This window comes from Gordonia sp. WA4-43 (assembly GCF_020520305.1).
Classification (GTDB): Bacteria; Actinomycetota; Actinomycetes; order Mycobacteriales; family Mycobacteriaceae; genus Gordonia; species Gordonia hongkongensis.
Genome location: NZ_CP084736.1, coordinates 984,221 through 1,005,954 on the forward strand (window position 1 = coordinate 984,221; position 21,734 = coordinate 1,005,954).

At 68.2% G+C, this 21,734-nt stretch carries 16 protein-coding genes and 1 riboswitch; of the genes, 8 read left to right on the top strand and 8 right to left on the bottom strand.

The window, feature by feature from the left end; all coding sequences use genetic code 11:
* The first annotated feature begins 68 nt into the window (after window positions 1–68).
* The 7 genes from gndA (at window position 69) to LEL84_RS04605 (ending at window position 10,096) form a co-directional block, all read left to right on the top strand.
* Window positions 69–1,526 carry an NADP-dependent phosphogluconate dehydrogenase gene (gene gndA, locus LEL84_RS04575; RefSeq protein WP_226513434.1) on the top strand — a complete coding sequence of 486 codons (1,458 nt, stop codon included), beginning with the start codon at window positions 69–71 and terminating at the stop codon, window positions 1,524–1,526.
* Window positions 1,527–1,542: 16 nt separating this feature from the next.
* Window positions 1,543–2,976 carry a GuaB1 family IMP dehydrogenase-related protein gene (locus LEL84_RS04580; RefSeq protein ID WP_226513435.1) on the top strand — a complete coding sequence of 478 codons (1,434 nt, stop codon included), beginning with the start codon at window positions 1,543–1,545 and terminating at the stop codon, window positions 2,974–2,976.
* Between the two features lies 1 nt (window position 2,977).
* Window positions 2,978–4,447, top strand: coding sequence for a hemolysin family protein (locus LEL84_RS04585; protein ID WP_165629999.1), 1,470 nt, complete (start codon window positions 2,978–2,980; stop codon window positions 4,445–4,447).
* Window positions 4,437–5,513, top strand: coding sequence for a hemolysin family protein (locus LEL84_RS04590; protein WP_058253190.1), 1,077 nt, complete (start codon window positions 4,437–4,439; stop codon window positions 5,511–5,513). The genes LEL84_RS04585 and LEL84_RS04590 overlap by 11 nt, the downstream gene beginning before the upstream one ends.
* Complete coding sequence (locus LEL84_RS04595) at window positions 5,510–6,454, top strand: 3-methyladenine DNA glycosylase (RefSeq protein WP_388030051.1); 945 nt, start codon at window positions 5,510–5,512, stop codon at window positions 6,452–6,454. The genes LEL84_RS04590 and LEL84_RS04595 overlap by 4 nt, the downstream gene beginning before the upstream one ends.
* A gap of 36 nt (window positions 6,455–6,490) precedes the next feature.
* Entirely contained in the window at window positions 6,491–8,722 is a 2,232-nt protein-coding gene (locus LEL84_RS04600; protein ID WP_165629998.1) for a malate synthase G, read from the top strand.
* Window positions 8,723–8,860: 138 nt separating this feature from the next.
* Window positions 8,861–10,096 (top strand): substrate-binding domain-containing protein, encoded by a 1,236-nt coding sequence (locus LEL84_RS04605; RefSeq protein WP_055475396.1) that lies wholly within the window; start codon window positions 8,861–8,863, stop codon window positions 10,094–10,096.
* 91 nt (window positions 10,097–10,187) lie between these two features.
* Here the strand turns inward: LEL84_RS04605 and gcvP are convergent, their stop codons facing one another.
* The 8 genes from gcvP to secA2 form a co-directional block, all read right to left on the bottom strand.
* On the bottom strand, window positions 10,188–13,139 hold the full coding sequence (gene gcvP, locus LEL84_RS04610) for an aminomethyl-transferring glycine dehydrogenase (RefSeq protein WP_413466938.1): 2,952 nt from the start codon (window positions 13,137–13,139) through the stop codon (window positions 10,188–10,190).
* Between the two features lie 173 nt (window positions 13,140–13,312).
* Window positions 13,313–13,416: riboswitch (glycine riboswitch) on the bottom strand.
* Between the two features lie 29 nt (window positions 13,417–13,445).
* On the bottom strand, window positions 13,446–14,090 hold the full coding sequence (locus LEL84_RS04615) for a MerR family transcriptional regulator (protein WP_065629841.1): 645 nt from the start codon (window positions 14,088–14,090) through the stop codon (window positions 13,446–13,448).
* A gap of 295 nt (window positions 14,091–14,385) precedes the next feature.
* A complete protein-coding gene (locus LEL84_RS04620; protein WP_055475394.1) occupies window positions 14,386–14,898 on the bottom strand; it encodes a bifunctional nuclease family protein in 513 nt (170 codons plus the stop codon).
* Between the two features lie 174 nt (window positions 14,899–15,072).
* Window positions 15,073–15,759: a MerR family transcriptional regulator gene (locus tag LEL84_RS04625; RefSeq protein WP_055475436.1), complete on the bottom strand. Its 687-nt coding sequence runs from the start codon at window positions 15,757–15,759 to the stop codon at window positions 15,073–15,075.
* 41 nt (window positions 15,760–15,800) lie between these two features.
* Window positions 15,801–16,253 carry a glycogen accumulation regulator GarA gene (gene garA / locus LEL84_RS04630; RefSeq protein WP_055475393.1) on the bottom strand — a complete coding sequence of 151 codons (453 nt, stop codon included), beginning with the start codon at window positions 16,251–16,253 and terminating at the stop codon, window positions 15,801–15,803.
* 315 nt (window positions 16,254–16,568) lie between these two features.
* A complete protein-coding gene (gene gcvH / locus LEL84_RS04635) occupies window positions 16,569–16,973 on the bottom strand; it encodes a glycine cleavage system protein GcvH (protein WP_226513436.1) in 405 nt (134 codons plus the stop codon).
* A 20-nt stretch (window positions 16,974–16,993) separates the two neighbouring features.
* Complete coding sequence (locus tag LEL84_RS04640) at window positions 16,994–17,623, bottom strand: CDP-alcohol phosphatidyltransferase family protein (RefSeq protein ID WP_055475391.1); 630 nt, start codon at window positions 17,621–17,623, stop codon at window positions 16,994–16,996.
* Complete coding sequence (secA2, locus tag LEL84_RS04645) at window positions 17,620–20,031, bottom strand: accessory Sec system translocase SecA2 (RefSeq protein WP_226513437.1); 2,412 nt, start codon at window positions 20,029–20,031, stop codon at window positions 17,620–17,622. Before secA2 ends, LEL84_RS04640 begins: the two co-directional genes overlap by 4 nt.
* Before the next feature lie 151 nt (window positions 20,032–20,182).
* On the opposite strand from secA2, the gene LEL84_RS04650 reads away from it, so the two are divergent.
* Window positions 20,183–21,727 (top strand): hypothetical protein, encoded by a 1,545-nt coding sequence (locus LEL84_RS04650; protein ID WP_226513438.1) that lies wholly within the window; start codon window positions 20,183–20,185, stop codon window positions 21,725–21,727.
* Window positions 21,728–21,734 lie beyond the last annotated feature (7 nt).

Genomic DNA, 21,734 nt, shown 5'->3' on the forward strand with positions numbered 1-21,734 from the left:
GGCATCGGACCGCCGTCACGCGTGGAGGCAGATCGCCGGTTCGGACACAGAGGCAATAGGCTGTCCGCATGAACAACGTCGACTCATCGTCCTCCTCCGCGAAGGCCCAGATCGGTGTCACCGGCCTGGCCGTCATGGGTTCGAACATCGCACGCAACTTCGCCCGTCACGGGTACACGGTCGCGCTGCACAACCGGAGCATCGCCAAGACCGACGCGCTGCTCGAGAACCACGGCGGTGACGGCGACTTCATCCGCACCGAGACCGTGGCCGAGTTCGTGGCGGCGCTCGAGCGTCCGCGCCGGGTGCTGATCATGGTGAAGGCGGGCGACGCGACCGACGCGGTGATCGAAGAACTCGCCGACGCCATGGAGCCCGGCGACATCATCATCGACGGCGGCAACGCCCTCTACACCGACACCATCCGGCGCGAGGCCGCGATGTCGGCCCGCGGACTCAACTTCGTCGGCGCCGGCATCTCCGGCGGCGAAGAGGGCGCTCTCAACGGCCCGTCGATCATGCCGGGCGGACCAGTCGAGTCGTACGAGTCGCTCGGCCCCCTCCTCGAGTCGATCGCCGCCCAAGTCGACGGCGAGCCGTGCTGCACCCACATCGGCCCCGACGGCAGCGGCCACTTCGTCAAGATGGTGCACAACGGCATCGAGTACGCCGACATGCAGCTCATCGGCGAGGCCTACGACCTCATGCGCAAGGCCCTGGACATGCCGGTCTCGGAGATCGCCGACGTCTTCCGCGACTGGAACACCACCGAACTCGAGAGCTACCTGATCGAGATTACCGCCGAGGTCCTCAGCCAGGTCGACGACGAGACCGGCAAGCCGCTGGTCGACGTCATCGTCGACGCCGCGGGCCAGAAGGGCACCGGTCGCTGGACCGTGAAGTCCGCCCTCGATCTGGGCATCCCGACGACCGGGATCGCCGAAGCCGTCTTCGCCCGCGCGCTGTCGAGCGCCACCGACCAGCGCGTCGCGGCCCGTGGTCTGTCGTCGGGGAACCTCGGTTCGGCCCCCGCCGACCGCGAGACCTTCGTCAACGACATCAAGACCGCCCTCTACGCCTCGAAGGTCGTCGCCTACGCCCAGGGGTTCGATCAGATCGCCGCCGGCAGCGCAGAGTACGGCTGGGATGTCGACCGCGGAGCGCTGGCCACCATCTGGCGCGGCGGCTGCATCATCCGGGCACAGTTCCTCAACCGCATCCGTGAGGCCTACCACGACGATCCCGCCCTCCCGAGCCTGCTTCTCGCGCCGTACTTCCGCGAAGCCGTCGAGGTCGGCATCGACAGCTGGCGCCGGGTGGTTTCGACCGCGACGCTCCTCGGTATCCCCGTGCCGGCGTTCGCGTCGTCGCTGTCGTACTACGACGGTCTGCGAGCCGAACGCCTGCCGGCCGCGCTCACCCAGGGCCTGCGCGACTACTTCGGCGCGCACACCTACCAGCGCATCGACAAGGAGGGCACGTTCCACACCCTGTGGAGCGGTGACCGCTCGGAAGTGACCGAATAGGAGCCTGCGAACTCCAGTGCGATTCATCGAAGGCCACCGGCCGACACACGATCTGACGTACGACGATCTGTTCATCGTCCCGGGCAGATCGGACGTCAGCTCGCGCTTCGACGTCGACCTGTCGACGTCGGACGGCAGCGGTACCACGATCCCGCTGGTCGTGGCGAACATGACGGCGGTGGCGGGCAAGCGCATGGCCGAGACGGTGGCCCGCCGCGGTGGGCTCGTGGTCCTCCCCCAGGACCTGCCTATCGAGGCGGCCGCCGCGTCCATCGCGTTCGTGAAGTCACGGCACCTGGTGGCCGACACACCCGTCACCCTCGACCCGGACGCGTCGGTCACCGATGCGGTCGCGTTGATCCCGAAGCGGTCACACGGGGTGGCCGTGGTAGTCGAGGACGGCCGCCCGGTGGGGGTCGTCACCGAGAAGCGCTGTCGCGACGTCGACCGGTTCGCGCGAGTGCGTGACGTCGCCGACCCCGACATCGTGACGCTGCCCGTCGACACCCCGCCCCGTGAGGTCTTCGACGCACTCGGCGATCTGCACCTCGGCCTCGCGGTGCTCGTCGAACCCGACGGTCGGCTCGCCGGGGTCCTCAATCGGGTCGGTGCCCTGCGGCATGCGATCTACACGCCGAACCTCGACTCCGCCGGCGCCCTGCGGATCGCGGCGGCCGTCGGCATCAACGGCGACGTCGTGGGCAAGGCTCGCGCGTTGGTCGCCGCGGGAGCGGATCTACTGGTGATCGACACCGCGCACGGCCATCAGGAGAAGATGCTCACCGCGCTGTCCGCGGTCGCCGACGCCGACCTCGGCGTCCCGATCGCGGCCGGCAATGTCGTGTCGGCCGAGGGCACGCTCGACCTCATCGACGCCGGCGCGTCGATCATCAAGGTCGGTGTCGGGCCGGGCGCGATGTGCACCACCCGCATGATGACCGGCGTCGGGCGTCCCCAGTTCTCGGCGGTCGCCGAATGCGCCGCGGTCGCCGCGGGACACGGTGCAGCGGTCTGGGCCGACGGCGGTGTCCGACACCCGCGCGATGTCGCGCTCGCACTGGCGGCCGGGGCGTCGAACGTGATGGTCGGCTCGTGGTTCGCCGGGACCCACGAGTCACCGGGCGACCTGCTCGTGGACGAGCGGGGTCCGTACAAGGTGAGTTTCGGCATGGCCTCGAAGCGGGCGGTCGCGGCCCGGTCGAGCGGCGACAGCACCTACGACCGAGCACGCAAGAGCTTGTTCGAAGAGGGCATCTCGAGTTCACGGATCCGCCTGGACCCGGAGCGGCCCGGCGTCGAGGACGTCATCGACCACATCTGTGCGGGCGTCCGCAGCACGGCCACGTACACCGGCGCCCGCAACCTGCGCGAACTCCACGACAAGGTGGTGTTGGGCATCCAGTCGCCCGCCGGCTTCGACGAAGGACGGCCCCTGCCGGGCGGGTGGTGACGTGGAGATCCTGCTCCTGGTCGCGAGTCTCGTCGGATTCATCGCGCTGACGCTCGGGACGGCGCTGTTCGTGGCGGCCGAGTTCTCCCTCACCGCGTTGGAGCGGTCGACGATCACCGCCGACGTGGCCGATCGCGCGGACCGTCGTTCTCGGATGGTCCAACGCGCGCACTCCACCCTGTCGTTCCAGCTGTCGGGCGCGCAGCTGGGCATCACGATCACGACCCTCATCACCGGCTACATCGCCGAACCGGTCCTCGCCCGGATCCTCCAGCCGCCGCTGACCGCACTCGGCGTCGGCGAGTCGGTGGCCTCGGCGACCTCGCTCATCCTCGCGCTGGTGATCGCGACCTCCCTGTCGATGGTGCTCGGCGAGCTCATCCCGAAGAACCTCGCGATCGCCAAGCCGCTCGCGGTGGCGCGGGCCACCGCCGGCCCGATGACCGTGTTCTCCGCGGTCTTCCGCTGGGCGATCAACGGATTGAACGGCACGGCGAACTGGATCGTCCGCCGACTCGGCATCGAACCGACCGATGAGCTGGCCTCCGCGCGGTCGCCCCAGGAACTCGTCTCGCTCGTCCGTAACTCGGCACGTCGCGGTGCCCTCGACCAGCAGACGGCGACCCTCGTCGACCGCTCGCTGCGCTTCGGCGAACTGACCGCCGAGGACCTGATGACCCCCCGCGTGACCATCGATTGTCTCGACCGCGCCGACTCCGTCCGCGATCTCGTCATGGCGTCGTCGCGCACCGGGCATTCCCGTTTCCCGGTCGTCATCGACGGCGACCTCGACGACCTCGTCGGGGTCGTGCACATCAAACAGGCCTTCACCGTTCCGCCCGAGCGACAGGCCACCACCTCGGTCACCTCGATCGCCCGGCCGGTGCCACGTGTGCCGGCCAGCCTCGACGGTGACGCGCTGATGGAACGCATCCGCGCCGACGGGATGGAGCTGTGCGTCGTGATCGACGAATACGGCGGGACCGCCGGCATCGTCACCACCGAAGACCTCATCGAGGAGATCCTCGGCGACGTCACCGACGAACACGACGACGAACGCGCCGACGTCGCGGTCGACGGCAACGGTTACCTCTGTGCCGGACTGCTGCGCATCGACGAGCTGTACGACGCCGTCGGCTACCACGCCCCCGAAGGGCCCTACGACACGCTGGGTGGACTCGTCATGTACTGCCTGGGCCGCATTCCCACCGTCGACGACGAGGTGGACCTCCCACGACGCTCGGCCGTCGGCGAGACCGACGACGACACCGCCCAGTCGCCCGACCGCGGCTCGGACGTCACCTGGCGTGCGACCGTCACCCAGATGGACGGACGCCGGGTCGACGTGGTCGCGATCCGGCCGGCTCCCGCGGATCAGGTCCGGCCGGCTCACGCGGATCGAGACCTCTCCGCCGCTTCCGAACGAAACGGCGAACCGTCGAACATCCAGGGGGACCCGCATGGGCGGTGATCTGTGGGCGGTCGGGCTGACCGTCGTCCTCCTGGCCGGCAACGCGTTCTTCGTGGGTGCCGAGTTCTCCCTGATCTCGGCTCGACGCGACCGCCTCGAAGCCCTCGCCGAGAGCGGCAAGAGCCGCGCGAGGACCGTCATCCACGCCGGCGAACGGCTGTCGCTGATGCTGGCCGGTGCGCAGCTCGGCATCACGATCTGCTCGATCCTGCTCGGCCGGGTCGGCGAGCCCGCGGTCGCGCATCTCATCGAGGCGCCGCTGCACCTGGCGCACGTTCCCGATGCCCTTCTCCACCCGATCTCGTTCGCCATCGCGCTGTCGCTGGTCGTGGTGCTGCACATCCTGCTGGGTGAGATGGTGCCGAAGAACATCGCGCTGGCCGGCCCGGAGTCGTCCGCGATGCTCCTCGTGCCGGCACATCTGCTCTTCATCCGTCTGGTCCGGCCGTTGATCGCGTTCTACAACTGGCTGGCGAACATCTCCCTGCGGCTCCTCCGGGTGGAACCGAAGGACGAACTCGAGTCAACGGTGTCACTGGGCGAGCTGGCCGAGATGGTCGGCGAGTCCAAGCAGGAAGGCCTCATCGACGCCGAGGAGCACGAACGACTGACCCGCGCCCTGCAGTCCATCGGCCGCACGGTGTCGGAGGTGATGATCCCGCTGGACCAGATGCGCAGTGTCGGTGTGCAGGTGTCCGGTTCCGGCGGCATCGGACCGACCCTGGGTGCGGTGGAGAAAGCGGTCGGCGAGACGGGGTTCTCCCGGTTCCCCGTCCGCGGACCCGACGGCACCTTCACCGGCTATCTGCACCTCAAGGACGTACTCGACGAGATCCTCGACGAGCACGTCGGACCGGACACCATCATCGGCGTCGACAAGATCCGGCCGCTGCCGGTCATCGATTCGACGACGCCCCTCGACGAGGCCACGGGAGTGCTGCGACGGACCAGTTCGCATCTGGGCGCGGTGGTCGACGACAGCGGCCGCACCATCGGCATCGTCCCGCTCGCCGATCTGGTGGAGGAGTTCGTCGGCAACGTCCGCGACGAGACACACCGGGTGTGACCACGATGACCGCGCAGCTGGAACATCCGGATCACGGCCTGACGGCGCAGGTCCTGGACGCCGACGAGTGGCGGGCACGCCGCGACGCCCATCGGCAGGCGGTGGACGAGCTGATCGGCCCCTACCTCGACGCCCGGCGTCGCGGCGCCCGTCACCCGGTGATCGACTTCTTGTTCACCTACTACTCGTCACGTCCGGCGCACGTGCTGCGCTGGCATCCCGGGTTCGGTGTGACGATCGAGGACGGCGACGAGTTCCTCGGCCTGCGTGGCTACGAGCGGACCGCCGCCGGTGTGAGCGTCGGCGACCCCTATCTCCGGCACCGTGGCGAAGCGCTCGCCGCCGCCGTGGACATGCTCGGCGCCACCGCCCGACGACCCGCTCGGCTCGGTTGTTTCGGCCTGCACGAGTGGGCGATGGTCTACCGCACCCACGACACCCGGCACGACCTGCCGCTGCGATTGGGGTCCGCGGGCACCGACGCGGTCGTCGAGTCCATGCCGCTGCGGTGCACCCACTTCGACGCCTTCCGGTTCTTCACCGACCCGGCGCGTCCGCGCAACGACACCACGCTGAGCCGTGTGTCGCAGATCGCGCACGAACAGCCGGGTTGCCTGCACGCGACGATGGACCTCTACCGGTACTGCTTCACCCTCGCGCCGCTCGTGCCGTCGAACCTGACGCTCGACTGCTTCGCGCTGGCACTCCGAGCCCGCGACCTCGACATGCGCGCCAGTCCCTACGATCTCAGCGACCTCGGTTACGAGCCGGTCCGCATCGAGACAGCCGCCGGCAGGGCCGACTACGTGCGCGAGCAGTCGGCGATCGCCGAACGGGGAATGACCCTGCGGGCGCGGTTGCTCACCATCTGTACGGAACTCGCGGACCTCGCGACCGTACCCGGCGGGAGGCGCCTGCCGTCCGCCTTTACCGACGAGTAGCATGTATGCGTCGTCATTCGCTCGAGAAAGGCTGCCATGTCTGACCGGATCACCGTCAACGGGTTGCAGGTCGCTACCGTCCTGCACGACTTCATCAACAACGAGGCGTTGCCCGGTACCGGTGTAGATGCGGACGCCTTCTGGGCCGGTGCGGCCTCGGTCATCGCCGATCTCGTCCCGCGCAACCGCGAACTGCTCGCCGTCCGCGACGACCTGCAGACCAAGCTCGACGCCTGGCACCGAGATCACAAGGGTGCCGATCTCACCCCCGGCACCGCCGATTTCGACTCCTACAAGTCGTTCCTGACCGAGATCGGCTACCTCGCGGAGGTCCCCGCCGACTTCCAGGTCAGCACGTCGAACGTCGACCGCGAGATCGCCGACACCGCGGGTCCGCAGCTCGTGGTCCCGATCCTGAACGCGCGCTTCGCGCTGAACGCCTCGAACGCCCGATGGGGTTCGCTGTACGACGCGCTCTACGGCACCGACGCGATCTCCGAGGCCGACGGCGCGGAGAAGGGTTCGTCGTACAACAAGGTGCGCGGTGACAAGGTCATCGCCTACGCCAAGGACTTCCTCGACCAGGCGGTGCCGCTCGAACAGTGCAGCTACACCGATGTGCGGGCGTTCGCCGTCACCGACGGCGCGCTGCAGGTGAGGCTCGACGGCGACAAGACCTCCACCCTGGCTGACCCGACCGCGTTCGTCGGCTACCGCGGCGACGCGGCTTCGCCGACCTCGATCCTGCTGCGCAACAACGGTCTTCACCTCGACATCGAGATCGATCCGTCCTCGCCCATCGGTTCCACCGACCCGGCCGGCATCAAGGACGTCGTCGTCGAATCCGCGATCACCACGATCATGGACTTCGAGGACTCGGTCGCTGCGGTCGACGCCGAGGACAAGGTCGTCGGGTACCGGAACTGGCTGGGCCTCAACAAGGGCGACCTGTCCGAAGATGTCACCAAGGGCGGCAAGACCTTCACGCGCGTGCTCAACGGCAACCGCGAGTACACCGCGCCGGACGGAACCACCTTCGACCTGCACGGGCGTTCGCTGCTGTTCGTCCGCAACGTGGGCCACCTGATGACCAACGACGCGATTCTCGACGCCGACGGCAACGAGGTCCCCGAGGGCATCCTCGACGGTCTGATCACCTCGCTGATCGGCATTCACGGTTTGAGCGGCGCCGGGAGCGAAGCGAGCGGGCCGAATGGATCGCAAGCAGAGGGTCTACAGAACTCGCGGACCGGATCGGTCTACATCGTGAAGCCGAAGATGCACGGCCCCGACGAGGTCGCCTTCACTGTCGAACTGTTCGGCCGTGTGGAGAAGGTCCTCGGCCTGCCCGAGAACACGCTCAAGGTCGGGATCATGGACGAGGAGCGCCGCACGACGGTGAACCTGAAGGCCTGCATCAAGGCAGCCGAGCAGCGCGTGGTGTTCATCAACACCGGCTTCCTCGACCGCACCGGCGACGAGATCCACACGTCCATGGAGGCCGGGCCGATGGTCCGCAAGGCCGAGATGAAGCAGCAGACCTGGATCGGCGCGTACGAGAACTTCAATGTCGACACCGGCCTGCACGCGGGCCTGCAGCACAAGGCGCAGATCGGCAAGGGCATGTGGGCCATGCCCGACCTGATGGCCGACATGCTCGAGCAGAAGATCGGGCACCCGAAGGCCGGCGCCACGACCGCGTGGGTCCCCTCGCCGACGGCTGCGACACTGCACGCGCTGCACTACCACCTCGTCGACGTCTTCGAGCGCCAGGACGAGATCGCCAAGCGCGATCCCGCCCAGGTCGAGGACGTCCTCACCATCCCGCTCGCGCCGAAGACGGACTGGTCCGACGAGGAGAAGCAGCAGGAACTCGACAACAACTGCCAGTCCATCCTGGGTTACGTGGTGCGATGGATCGACCAGGGTGTCGGCTGCTCCAAGGTCCCCGACATCCACGACGTCGCTCTCATGGAAGACCGTGCGACGCTTCGGATCTCGAGCCAGCTGCTGGCGAACTGGCTGCGCCACGGCATCGTGGCGGAGTCCGATGTCGTCGCATCCCTTGAGCGGATGGCCCCGGTCGTCGACCGGCAGAACGCCGGTGACCCGACCTACCGTCCGCTGGCGCCGGACTTCGACTCCAACATCGCCTTCCAGGCGGCCAAGGAGCTGATCCTCGAGGGCACGACGCAGCCGAGCGGCTACACCGAGCCGATCCTGCATCGCCGCCGCCGAGAGTACAAGGCGGCCAACCCGGCCGGCTGAGCACCGGGTTCCACGTAGGCGATACGACCGTGCCGAACCGCCGAGGATCGGCACGGCGTATCGTCGTACCCTGCACTGCGCACCGGCTCGCCACGGCCGACCGGGCGAGGGACGCACCGAGCAGGGAGGGCATCGGCGTTGGCACATCACCGGAGTAGCGGCGGGGAGAGCATCCGAAGCCGCGGCGTGAGCCGAGGTGTCGTCGCCACACTCTTGTCGATCCTGCTCGTCGCGGCCGTGGTCGTCACCTGGCAGGACCTCGGCGATCAGATCGATCGCCAGGCCGAGGAGGCCGCCGCGCAGTGCGTCGAGGGTCGTGAGTCGGTACCGATCGTCGCCGATCCCGACATCGCGCCGGGACTGGCGGCCGTCGCCCGCAACTTCGGCGAGACGAGCCCCGTCGTGCGCGACAAATGCGTCAGCGTCGACGTCCGGCCGGGCGACGCGAAGATCACCCTCGACGGTCTGTCGGGGTCGTGGGACACCGAGTCGATGGGCGCGTACCCGGCCGCCTGGGTGCCGCAGTCGTCGGTGTGGTCGGCAGATCTGGCGGCGGCGAAACCCGATGCGATCGAGGGCAACACCCGATCACTGGTCTCGACGCCGGTCGTGCTGGCGGTGTCCCCTGAGCTCAACAGCTCCCTGGCCGGCCGCCTCGACTGGTCACAGATCCCCACCCTGCAGCGCCGCGACAACTCACTCGCCGACTTCGGACTCCAGGGTTGGGGATCGTTGCGCATGGCGATGCCGATCGGCGCACAATCCGACGCCAGCGCGCTGGCCGCCCAGGCGGTCGCGACACGCGTCACCCGGACCACCGGACCGCTGACCACCGCCGACGCCGAGTCGCCGCGGGTCAGTTCCAGTGTCCGCGCCATGCTGGAGGGCGCGCCGCTCTCCCCGGACGGGACACCCCAGGGCGCGGCAACGGCCATCGCCGACGCACCGGACGCGGCCCGAGCGGAGATCCACGTCGTGCCCATCACCGAACAACGCCTGTTCCAGATGACCCGCGAGGACGACCGCGCACGCCTGGCCGAACTCATCCCGTCGGGTCCGACGCCGATCGCCGACTACCCCGTCATCCGGATGTCGGGTCCCGAGGTCTCCGAGTCGGCAGCCGATGCCGTCGCCGAGTTCATCCAGTTCGCCTCGGAGCCCGAGCAGTTGCAGTTGCTGACCGAGCTCGGTTTCCGCGGCGACGCCCCGATGCCCTCCCCGACCCCGACCGTGACGTTCCCGCGCACGCCCGATCCGATGGCGACACCCGAGAACGGCGCGATCGTCGCCATCAACCGGCTCGTCTACGGGCCGGCCAGCGTTCCGGCGAGCTCCACGCCGCCCTCGGTGCCGTCGGGAAGCGCGGGGGGTTAGAGCTCGCGAGGACGGGTCGTTTCGACACGGTTCGTCGCTGCGCTCCTCACCTGCTCAACGAACAGGTGAGGAGCTTAAGACGATGAAGAAGTCAGCTGCTGTAGGCCTCGATCGGCGGGCAGCTGCACACCAGGTTGCGGTCGCCGTACACCCCGTCGATCCGCCGGACGGCCGGCCACACCTTCGCCCGGCCACCTGCGGACGGCAGTCCCTGCGGGTAGACGGCGACTTCCCGCGAGTACGGGTGGTCCCACTCGCCGACGAGCGACTCGGCCGTGTGCGGGGCGCCGCGGAGCGGATTGTCCTCGGCGGGCCACTCCCCTCGTCCGACGAGTTCGATCTCGCCGCGGATGGCGATCATCGCATCGCAGAACGCGTCGATCTCGTCGAGGTTCTCGCTCTCGGTGGGCTCGACCATCAGCGTGCCGGCCACCGGGAAACTCATGGTCGGTGCGTGAAAACCGTAGTCGGCGAGTCGTTTTGCCACGTCGTCGACGGTGACGCCGGTGGCCTTGGTGATGGCCCGGAGGTCGAGGATGCACTCGTGGGCGACGAAGCCGTCCTCGCCGGTGTAGAGCACCGGATAGTGCTCACCGAGCCGCTTGGCGACATAGTTGGCGGCGGTGATCGCCGTGAGCGTCGCCCGCCGGAGACCGTCCGCGCCCATCATCGCGATGTAGGCATAGGTGATCGGCAGGATCGCCGCCGAGCCATACGGGGCCGCGGCGATCGTGGCCGACCCGGGCAGCTCGTCGGCGAGCGGGTGTCCGGGGAGGAACGGGGCCAGATGCTCCCGGACCGCGACGGGTCCGACGCCGGGCCCGCCGCCGCCGTGCGGGATGCAGAACGTCTTGTGCAGGTTGAGATGGCTGACGTCACCGCCGAAATGACCCGGCCGTGCGACACCGACGAGCGCGTTGAGGTTGGCGCCGTCCACGTAGACCTGGCCGCCGGCGTCGTGCACGGCGCCGCAGACGTCGCGGACGTCGTGCTCGAAGACGCCGTGCGTCGACGGGTACGTGATCATGATCGCCGCGACCCGGCCTTCGTTCGCCGCGATCTTGGCGCGCAGATCGTCGAGGTCGACGTCGCCGTTCTCGCGGCACCCGACCACCACGACGCGCATCCCGGCCATCACCGCCGACGCGGCATTCGTGCCGTGGGCGCTCGACGGGATGAGGCAGACATCCCGGTCGACGTCACCGCGGCTGAGGTGGTATCCGCGGATCGCGAGCAGTCCCGCGAACTCCCCCTGTGAACCCGCGTTGGGCTGGAGGCTGACGCGGTCGTAACCGGTGACCGCCACGAGCCAGCCCTCGAGCGTGGTGATCAGCTCGCGGATGCCCGCGGTGTCGTCGACCGGGGCGAAGGGGTGCAGCTGGGCGAAGCCGGGCCACGTGATGGGTTCCATCTCGGTGGTGGCGTTGAGTTTCATCGTGCACGACCCGAGCGGGATCATGCTGCGGTCGAGCGCGATGTCCTTGTCCGACAGGGCCCGCAGGTAGCGCAGCATCGCGGTCTCGGTGCGGTACCGGTTGAACGCCGGATGGGTCAGGTACTCGCTGGTGCGATTCTCGATCGGCTGCGCGAGTGCCCGCGGGGTGACGCCGGCGACGTCGAAGGCCCGCAGGACGGCATCGATGTCGGCGTCGGTCGTCGTCTCGTCACAGGCGATGCCGATGGTGTCGGCGTCGACGCGTCGCAGGTTGATCCCGTCGTGGCGGGCGCGGGCGAGGATCGTGTCGGCCTGACCGGGTGCGTGCACCTCGACGGTGTCGAAGAAGTTCGCGTGCGCCACCGAGAACCCGCCCGCGGCGATCGAGTCGGCGATCCGGGCCGCTGCGTCGTGGGTGCGTCGTGCGATGGCTCGCAGGCCGTCCGCCCCGTGGTACGAGGCGTACATGGCGGCCATCACCGCCAGCAGCACTTGCGCGGTGCAGATGTTGCTCGTGGCCTTCTCCCGGCGGATGTGCTGTTCGCGGGTCTGCAGCGCGAGCCGGTAGGCCAGGTTGCCGTCGGCATCCTTGGAGATACCGACGAGCCGCCCGGGAAGCTGTCGGGCGTGCATCGACCCGACGGCGAGGTAACCCGCGTGCGGTCCGCCGAAGCCCATCGGCACACCGAAGCGTTGCGTCGTGCCGAAGCAGACGTCGGCTCCCTGCTCGCCGGGCGGCGTGACCAGTGTCATCGCCAGGAGATCGGCACCGGCCGCGACGAGAGCGCCGCGCTCGTGCGCGGCGTCGACGATCGCGGTGGCGTCGACGATGCGACCCGATGCGCCGGGCACCTGAAGGATCACGCCGAAGAAGTCGCCGTCCGGCAGTCCGCATCCGGGCAGATCGGGGTGCAACGAGGCCTCGACGACCTCGATGCCCAGGGGCTCGGCGCGCGTGTCGAGGACGGCACGCGTCTGCGGGAACAGGTCCGCGTCGACGATCACGCGGTTCGACTTCGACTTGCCCGCGCGACGCATCAACGTCATCGCCTCGGCGGCCGCGGTGGCCTCGTCGAGCATGGAGGCATTGGCCACCTCCATGCCGGTGAGGTCGGCGACCATGGTCTGGAAGTTCAGCAGCGCCTCGAGACGTCCCTGGCTGATCTCCGGCTGATACGGCGTGTACGCGGTGTACCAGGCGGGGTTCTCCAGCACGTTGCGCAGGATGACGCCGGGCGTGTGGGTTCCGTAGTAGCCGAGCCCGATCATCGACCGGGCCACGGTGTTACGGGCTGCGAGGTCACCGAGTTGTGCGAGGACCGCACTCTCGCTCAGCGGTGCGGGCAGCGCCCCCAGGACGTCGGAATCGAGTTCGTCGGCGATGACGGCGGGTATGACACGGTGCGCCAGATCATCGAGGGAAGCCGCGCCGATCGCCTCGAGCATCCGGCGGGTCTCGTCGGCGTCCGGACCGACATGACGGTCGACGAAGGCGGCCGACAGCTGGGGAGCGGCCGGTGTGGGATCCGGGCTGGAACCTTCTGGGCCGGATCCTTCTGGGCTGGATCCTTTTGGGGCGTCGGACGGGGTCGCTTCAGTGGTGGACACGGTGGCGGGCAACCTCTCGCAGGCGCCGGTACACGGACCGGCTGCTGACCCTCCCCCTCTGTCATGTCTTCGGCCACAGCCGATGTGACGCCTGAGAGATTCGGCGCCGCGCAACTCTGCGCGATCGCCTTTCACCGTGGGCGGACGACGGATCGTCACTTTCCAGAGACGTCGTCACCACCGCGGTCCTGGGTGCCTGAGAGTTTGACGGAGAGGTGTTGCTCCTTCGGCGGCCGCCGGCGATGAGCATCCGACGGCGCTCTCCCGCAGCGTAGCGACGCGGGGCCAGTCTACGCGGAGTCTCGACTATCCGGTGCGACGGGCGCGGTTCTTGCGCCGCGCGGCCAGTTCGTCCTCGGGTGCGGTCTCACTGACACCGCCGTCGGCCCGCTCGCCGGGGAAGTCGGCGATGGTGCCGGTGAGTTCGCGCATCGCGCCGCTGACGGCGATGCCGAACACGCCCTGCCCACCTTGCAGGAGGTCGACGACCTCTTCGGCCGAGGTGCACTCGTACACGGTCGTACCGTCCGAGAACAGGGTGATCTTCGCGAGGTCCTCGACCCCGCGCTGACGGAGGTGATCGACGGCGACGCGGATATTCTGCAGGGAGATCCCGGTGTCGAGCAGACGCTTGACGATCTTGAGGACGAGGATGTCCTTGAATGAGTACAGGCGCTGGCTTCCGGAACCCGCCGCTCCACGGATCGACGGGACGACCAGCGAGGTGCGGGCCCAGTAGTCGAGCTGGCGGTAGGTGATCCCGGCGATCTGGCAGGCGCTCGGCACCCGGTAGCCGACGAGCTCGTCGGGCACCGTGTCGTCCGGGAAGAGGCCCGGGGCGATGTCGCCGAGACTGCCCTGGGTCGGGACGGCGTCGGGACGCTCGCCCACCGGACGATCGGGTGACTGGTCGCTCGACGTCGTTTCGCTGTCGACCGGACGATCGCCCACTTCTGACTCCCTCGCAAAGCTCGGATCGGACGCCGCACCACGGTGCCTGACGTCCACGTCCACAGTACGCGGTCCAGGCTGTTTCCGGTCGGCCGATCATCTTCATCGGCCCGTGTCCGGTGCTCGATGTCGCTGATGACGCTATGCGGCGGAGGACGGTGGATCAACGCGACTCGCCACGACACTCAACCTCAACTTGAGATCACGACAAATGGTGATCGGGCGGTGTCGATTCCGTGATCTGAGTTTCGGTTCCGGTCGGCGAACACGTTCCTCGACGGATTCCACGAACCGGTCAGGCGCCGCTTGCCTTGAAGTCGTCCGGGGACACGTTGTCGAGGAACTCCTTGAACTTCTCGACCTCGTCCTCTTTGACCTCTTCGGGCTGCACCTCGGCGGACTCGTCGGAATCCTCGTCCGGGATCAGCAACCCCGCCTCGGCGAGAACCTCTTCGTCGGCGATGATCGGCACCTCGGCACGCATCGCGACCGCGATCGAATCCGACGGCCGCGCCGACACCCGCAGATCGCCGGTGAAGATCATCTCGGCGTAGAAGGTGCCCTCCTGCATGTCGACGATCCGGACCTCGACGAGGGTCTGCCCGAACTCCTTGATGAGGTTCACGATCAAATCGTGGGTCAGCGGACGAGGAGGCTCGATCCCCTTCTGCCGCAGCGCAATCGACGCAGCTTCACTCTGCCCGATCCAGATCGGCAGGTAGCGTTCGCCCTCGACCTCGCGCAGCAACAACACCGGCTGACTCTGCGGGGGTTCGACCCTGATGCCCACCACACGCATCTCGCTCATCTCGCACCTCCCAGACGCCTTGTACGGCGCTCGATTCAGTGACCTCGACGCTACACCGACTGAGCGGACAGCGGCGGCCGACTCGCGGCACCCCAGCGGATCCCCCCAGCGGGCGCCCTCGGCGGATCGTCGCTGTTCAGTCCGGTGCGGCGGTCGCACGCGCGCACCGCGATCTCAGTCCAGCGCACCCTTGACGGCCGCCTTGACCAACTGCGTGTGCAGCGTCACCGACAGGGCCGCGATCTCGCGCACGAGTTCCTCGGCACGGTCGCGCGCACCGGTGCCCTTGCCCTTGGCGATCGGGTTGGCGATCTGGGCGACGAGGCCCGCCTCGCGATCCGCGGACACCTTGAATGCCCGGAGATGACGCGTCTCCAGGCCGTAGCTGGCCAGGGCCGCGGCCGCCTCGACGAGCCGTACGGCGTCCTCGTCGAAGAACCCGGCGGGCCCGGCGGTCAACAGGCCGTTGCGCTGGAGTTCGGTGACGAACGCCGAATCCACCCCGGTGCGTTCGATCAGCGACTCCCGGGAGACGCGTCCGGCGCGCGCACCGAAGTCGGTGGCCGGCGCCACGGTCCCGCGGGCCGCGGACAGCACGCGCGTTCCGCCGGGACCGAAACCGCCGTTGCCGTTGTCGATCGCGTCGAGCTGTTCCTTGATCACCTTCAGCGGGAGATACCGGTCCCGCTGCGCGGTCAGCACGAACCGCAGCCGTTCGCAGTCGGCCTGACTGAACCGCCGATACCCCGACGGAGCCCGCTCCGGGGTCACCAGACCCTCCGACTCCAAGAATCGGATCTTCGAGATCGTGATGTCCGGGAAGTCATCACGCAATTGGGCGAGAACCGTGCCGATCGACATCGATCCTTCGCCGCGGGGGGCCGTGGACGCCGTCACGGGTGTCAGGCGTCTGCTTCGTCGCGGGGACCGCTGAGGAACACCAGACGGAACTTGCCGATCTGAACCTCGTCGCCATTGCTCAGCGACGCGGTGTCGACCGGCTCGCGGTTGACGTACGTGCCGTTGAGGCTGCCCACGTCGACGACCTGAAAGTCGTTGTCGCCGAGACGGAACTCGGCGTGACGACGGCTGACGGTCACGTCGTCGAGGAAGATGTCGCTGTCGGGGTGCCGGCCGGCCGAGGTCGTCGGCTGATCGAGGAGGAACCGCGACCCCGCATTGGGTCCTCGCTTCACGACAAGCAGCGCGGTCCCGGGAGCGAGTCGTTCGACCCCCGTGTCGGCCGGCTCACTCGAGGTGCTGGTCCCGGCATCGAGTTCATTGATGAACTCCTCCCGGAACACCGATGTGGTCTCCACCGGCGCCTCGAAGTCCCTGTCGTTTTCGCTCACCACTTCTCCTTCGTCGTCGTCAGTGCCGACCGCACAGTCGCCAACCTCGTTCTCGGAACCGCCGGCATCGCCTGGGACGGTGCCCGTCGGCTCTCGCCACGATGGCCGGTCGAATCTACATGACTTGTGCGGCCGGGTAGTTCTCGGCGCGAGATCGTGAGCATCGGTGTCACGTCGCGCCTCGTTCCCACTGCCGTAACCGTACCGGTCCTGCCGATCCCACCGGCGCGCGAGTCGACTCCGGCATCGACGATCATATCGTTCCGGAGGCGATCAGCCGGGTCGATCGGGGCACCGGCCGTTCACGGCCGCGAGAACTCACCCCTCGATGACGGCGCGGTACCCCGCGGCGTCGAGTACCTCACCCAGGTGTTCGTCGAGGGTCGCCCCGTCTGCCGCCTCGATCTCGACTAGCCACCCCTCGCCGTACGGGTCCGAATTGACCAGTTCCGGCGAGGCGTCGAGGGCGTCGTTCACCGCCGACACCGTGCCTGCGAGCGGCCCGAAGATGTCCGAGACGCTCTTCGTCGACTCGACCTCGGCGAACGACTCGCCGACGGTCACCTCCGCACCGCTCTCGGGTAGCTGGACGAACACCACGTCGCCGAGAGCGTCCTGGGCGTAGTCGGTGATCCCGACGCGCACCGTCGTCGGCCCGAGTCGCTCGATCCACTCGTGCTCCGCGGTGTAGCGCAAGGTCTCTGGCACTTTGCTGTCGGTCACGCGAACCCCTTTCGTCCTCGTCAGACTCTACTGTCTGCCGAGTCGCCTGCCGGGTGACGCGGCGGCATGAGCCGCATCACCAGGATCGTCTGATACCAGTACAGGACGAAGGACCACAGATACAGTCCGACGCCCCAGATCATGAAAGCCCAGCCGATCGGGTACGCGATGGTCCCCACGATCGAATCGAGCTGTCCGGCAAGAAGCCACGGGAATGCGCTCATCAGCGCGAAGGTCCCCGCCTTGCCGATGTAGAGCACCGGGAGCGCCAGCACGCCCCGCGATCGCAACAGTGGAGCGGACGCGAACAGCAGGACGTCGCGCGCGATAATCACACCGATCAGCCACCACGGCAGGAACTCCCGGATGCCGAACGCGATCGGGATGATCACGATGTAGAGCCGGTCGGCGGCCGGGTCGAGCAGCGCACCGATCTTCGACGACTGGTCGAGGAGTCGCGCAATCTTGCCGTCGGCCCAATCGGAGAAGCCCGAGAACATGAGGACGGCGAAGGCCCAGCCGTCCGCCTTCTCGACGAGGAGCAGCCACACGAACACCGGGATGAGTGCGAGCCGAAGCACGCTCAGCGCGTTCGGGACCGTGACGATCCGGTCCGGAGCCGGCGTGGTCGCCGCCTCCGGCTCGGTCACCGGAAGATCCCGATGATGCCCTGCAAGGTTTTCGCTCCGCCCGAGGAGAACAGGTTGTCGTGGACCATGTAGGTCCAGGTGGTCGTCGACCGGTGCAGATCCGCCGATCCGAGGTCGACGCCGTCGGGGGTGATGTCGGCCTCCCGGAACGTCTCGCGCGCCTTCGCGAGGGCCGTGCCGGGCAGATCGGCGAACTCGGCGAGGATCAGCCGGTGGAACTCGTCCAGCGGGCTCTCCTTGCCCAGCGACCGGAGGTGGATGCTGGCGCGGACGTCGGAGACGAAGGCGAGATGGTCGGCCCAGGCGCGGTCGAGATGGTAGAGCACGATCTCGCGCGCGGCCTGTGACAGCACCTCGCGAGGCACGGGCGCGACGGCGGGGGTGGCCTCGTGATCGGTCGCGGCCTTCTCGGCGTCGGCCGTCTCGGCGTCGGCCTTGTCGGCGTCGGCCTCATCGGTGGTGGTCTCCACCGTCGTCGTGTTCCCGGTCAACTGCGCGTAGCGGTCCGGTTCCAGATCCGCGAGCTCTTCGAGCGCGGCGTCGGTGGTCAGGATCTGCATACGACGTTCGACGATGATGTCCCGCTGCTGATTGACCAGCTTGTTGTAACGCCAGGTGTTCGCGTGGAGTTCGAGCATCACGCCCTCGGCAATCCGCTGGGCCTGCTCGATGAGGTCGACGCCCTTGCTGCCCATCGAACCGTCTTCGTTGGGCGACACGGGATCTCGCTTGAACGCGAGGTTCTTGGTGACGACCGGGTCCTCGAGGCTGGAGAAGAACACCGACGTACCGGGATCGCCCTGACGCCCCGCGCGTCCGCGCAGCTGACTGTCGAGACGTTCGGTGTCGTGGCGGCCCGTGCCGACGACGCACAACCCGCCGAGTTCGATGACCTCGTCGTGGGCGTCCGCGTCGTCCTTCGAGCCGCCCAGGCGGATGTCGGTGCCCCGTCCGGCCATCTGGGTGGACACGGTGACGGCGTCCCGGGCGCCGGCCTCGGCGATGATCTTCGCCTCTTCGGCGTCGTTCTTCGCGTTGAGCACGACCGACGACACCCCGGCCTTGTCGAGGAAGTACGCGAGTTCCTCGGACTCGGCCACGTCGTGGGTACCGATGAGGACGGGTTGTCCGGTCTCGTGAATCTCCTTGACGTAGGCGACGATCGCCTCGACCTTGTTGGCCTTGGTGTCGTAGACCCGGTCGGGCAGGTCGGTCCGGACGTTGGGGGTGTTCGGCGGGATCTGCGAGACGCGCAGTTCGTAGAACTGGCGGAACTGCTCGCCGGCGGCGAGCGCGGTGCCGGTCATGCCGCAGACCTTCGGGTAGCGGCCGATCAGGGCCTGCACCGTGATGGTGTCGATGACCTCACCCGAATCGGTCTGCGTCAGCCCTTCCTTGAGCTCGACCGCGGCCTGGACCCCGTCGGGCCAGCGCTGGAGCTGCGCGACGCGGCCGCGCGAGGCGTTGATGAGGTGCACGCCGCCGTCGCGGACGATGTAGTGGATGTCGCGTTCGAGCAGATAGTGGGCGTGCATGGCGATGCTGACGTGTACGAGCGTCGTGCCGACGTGTTCCTCGCTGTAGAGATCGATGCCGCCGAGTTCTTCCTCGACGAACACCGCACCCTCGTCGGTCAGGGTGACGTTGCGGCCCTCCGCGTCGACCTCGTAGTGCTTGTTCTTCATCCGCGACACGACGTCGTGGATCGCCGCGTCCGGCACCTCGGTCTCGGTCGAACCGGCGAGCACCAGCGGCACGAGCGCCTCGTCGACGAGCACCGAATCCGCCTCGTCGATGATGGCCACGTCGGGTGTCGGTGAGACGAGGTCCGCTTCGGACAGGGCGAGCTGATCACGCAGGACGTCGAAGCCGATCTCGTTGACCGACCCGTAGGTGACGTCCCCGGTGTAGGCGCGTCGCCGTTCCTCGCGGCTCGAGTTCTCCGAGACCGCGTGGACGGTGATGCCGAAGGCGTCGAACAGCGGCTTCATCCACTCCGCGTCGCGGGTCGCCAGGTAGTCGTTGACCGAGATCACGTGGACCTGATGTCCCTGCAGCACATGGCCGATCGCGGCGATGGCGCCGGCGAGCGTCTTGCCCTCACCGGTGGCCATCTCGACGATGTCGCCCTCCAGGAGTCGGAGGGCGCCCTGCAACTGGACGTCGAACGGCCGCAGGTCGATGGTGCGGTCGGCGGCTTCCCGGACCAGGGCGAGGAACTTCGCGCGGTCCGCGGGCTTCTCGGCGATGTCGAGTTTCTCGGCCTCCGCGCCGAACGCGTCGTCGGCGAGTTCGGCGGCCCAGTCGGTGTGGGCTTCGGCGTCCTTGATCACACCCAACGACTTCGACTGGTTGCGAGTCGACTGGGCGCCCAGAAGGCGCCACATGCTGTTGCTCAGCTTTCCCACCGAAACATTCTCCTGATCGTTCCCGGTTCCGTCGCGACCCACCCCCTCCGGGCGGTCAGGTCAGCAACAACGGTACGCGGCCGCTGGTCGACCGAGGACGCCGACATTATGATCAGTCCACCCGATTCGGCTCGAGGACTAAGGACGGCCCATGACCAGGACTCGCCGGACCAGGGTTCGACTCCGTCTCCTGCGCGCGACGATCGCCGGGTTGCTCATCGCGGTCGGGGTAGGCCTCGGTGCATTCAACGACTGGTGGGTCGCGCTGTTCTTCGGGATCCCCCTGGTCTTCGCCGGCATCGCGGTCAGTCCCCGCGCTTCCCGGGTGTCGGAACTGCCGGAGTTCCGGCGCGCGACGTCGCCGGACGCCCCGCAGGTGGAGGTGGAGGCGCTCACCCGCAGCAGCCTCACCGCCGACGACTCGCAACCGACCATGGTCACCGCGACGATCAACCCACCGAACGACACCGCGTACCGGGCGCGCTGGATCACCTCGATGACCAAGGGGAATTTCCAGTCGCTGACCGACACCCCGTTCACGACACTGCCGCCGGATGCTCTCCCGCTCCGCGACCAGCCGGAGACCCCCGAATTCGACGACCAGCCCGGCCGCTGGGCGCTCGTCTATCCCGCGGTCACCCTGCTCGTGGCCGGCGCCTTGCTGTTCGGTGTCGCCGGCGGGTGGCACGTCGAGGGGCCGTCGCTCTCCGGGTTCGATTCCGCGATCGATTCCGACGACGGCCCAGACGGCGACGACGACGGTCCGACTCTCGCCGACCGACATCGCCGGATGATGGACGCGATCGTCGAATACCAGGGTGCGCAGGGCTTGCGGAACATCCTGCGTCTCACCTACAGCCTGGACTCCGATTCGGATCAGGCGATCGTCGTCGACCCCTCGACCGGCCGTTCCACGAGCATCAACGTGAGCGACGACTATTCGAGCGAGTCGACGGTGCCCGATTTCAAGCGCAACCTCGAATTCGATGCCGCGACCATCGACGCGGAGGTGCTGGGCGCGACGGTCGGGCCGATGGAGTCCGCGGTGCGGACGTACGCGCCCGAGGCCGAGGTCGAGACCGTGACGATCGAGCGCCCGGATCCCGGCGAGCCGGTGCTGATCACCGGGAAGATCGATGGCGGCGACGACATCACGCGCGACTTCGAGGTCCAGGCACGTCCGGACGGCACCGTCGCCGAGTTCTTCGACCCGGCCGATTTCCAGAAATCCTTTCAACTGGCGCGCGACCTGCTGATCGCGGCGCGCGTTCCGCTGAACGCGCCCGTCATCGAGGAAGTGATCATCCAGGGAATCGCGGACGGGGTTCATCCGATCAGCGCGAGCGAGATCCAGAATTCGGGCGGGGTCCTGGTCAGATACCGCATCGGCGACCGCGGCGGCGAGGTCTCCGTGGCGCCAGGGCATTTCCCCCTCGCGAGCATGTCGTCCGGCCGGTATCGATCCGACGGGTTCCGCTTCGACAGCATCTCCGCCGAGGTGTTCGACCGAGTTCGCACCGACCTGATGGAGCGCGCGTCTGTCCCGGAGTACGACCGGGACGCCGTGGCCGCCGAAGTCGAACGCAACTACATCGACGAGGCTCGGCAGTTCGTCATCCGGATGGACATCGCGCACACGGATGACGCCGAGGGTCTGTACACACTGGACGGACGCTTCATCCGACTGGGCGCCTGACGATCGC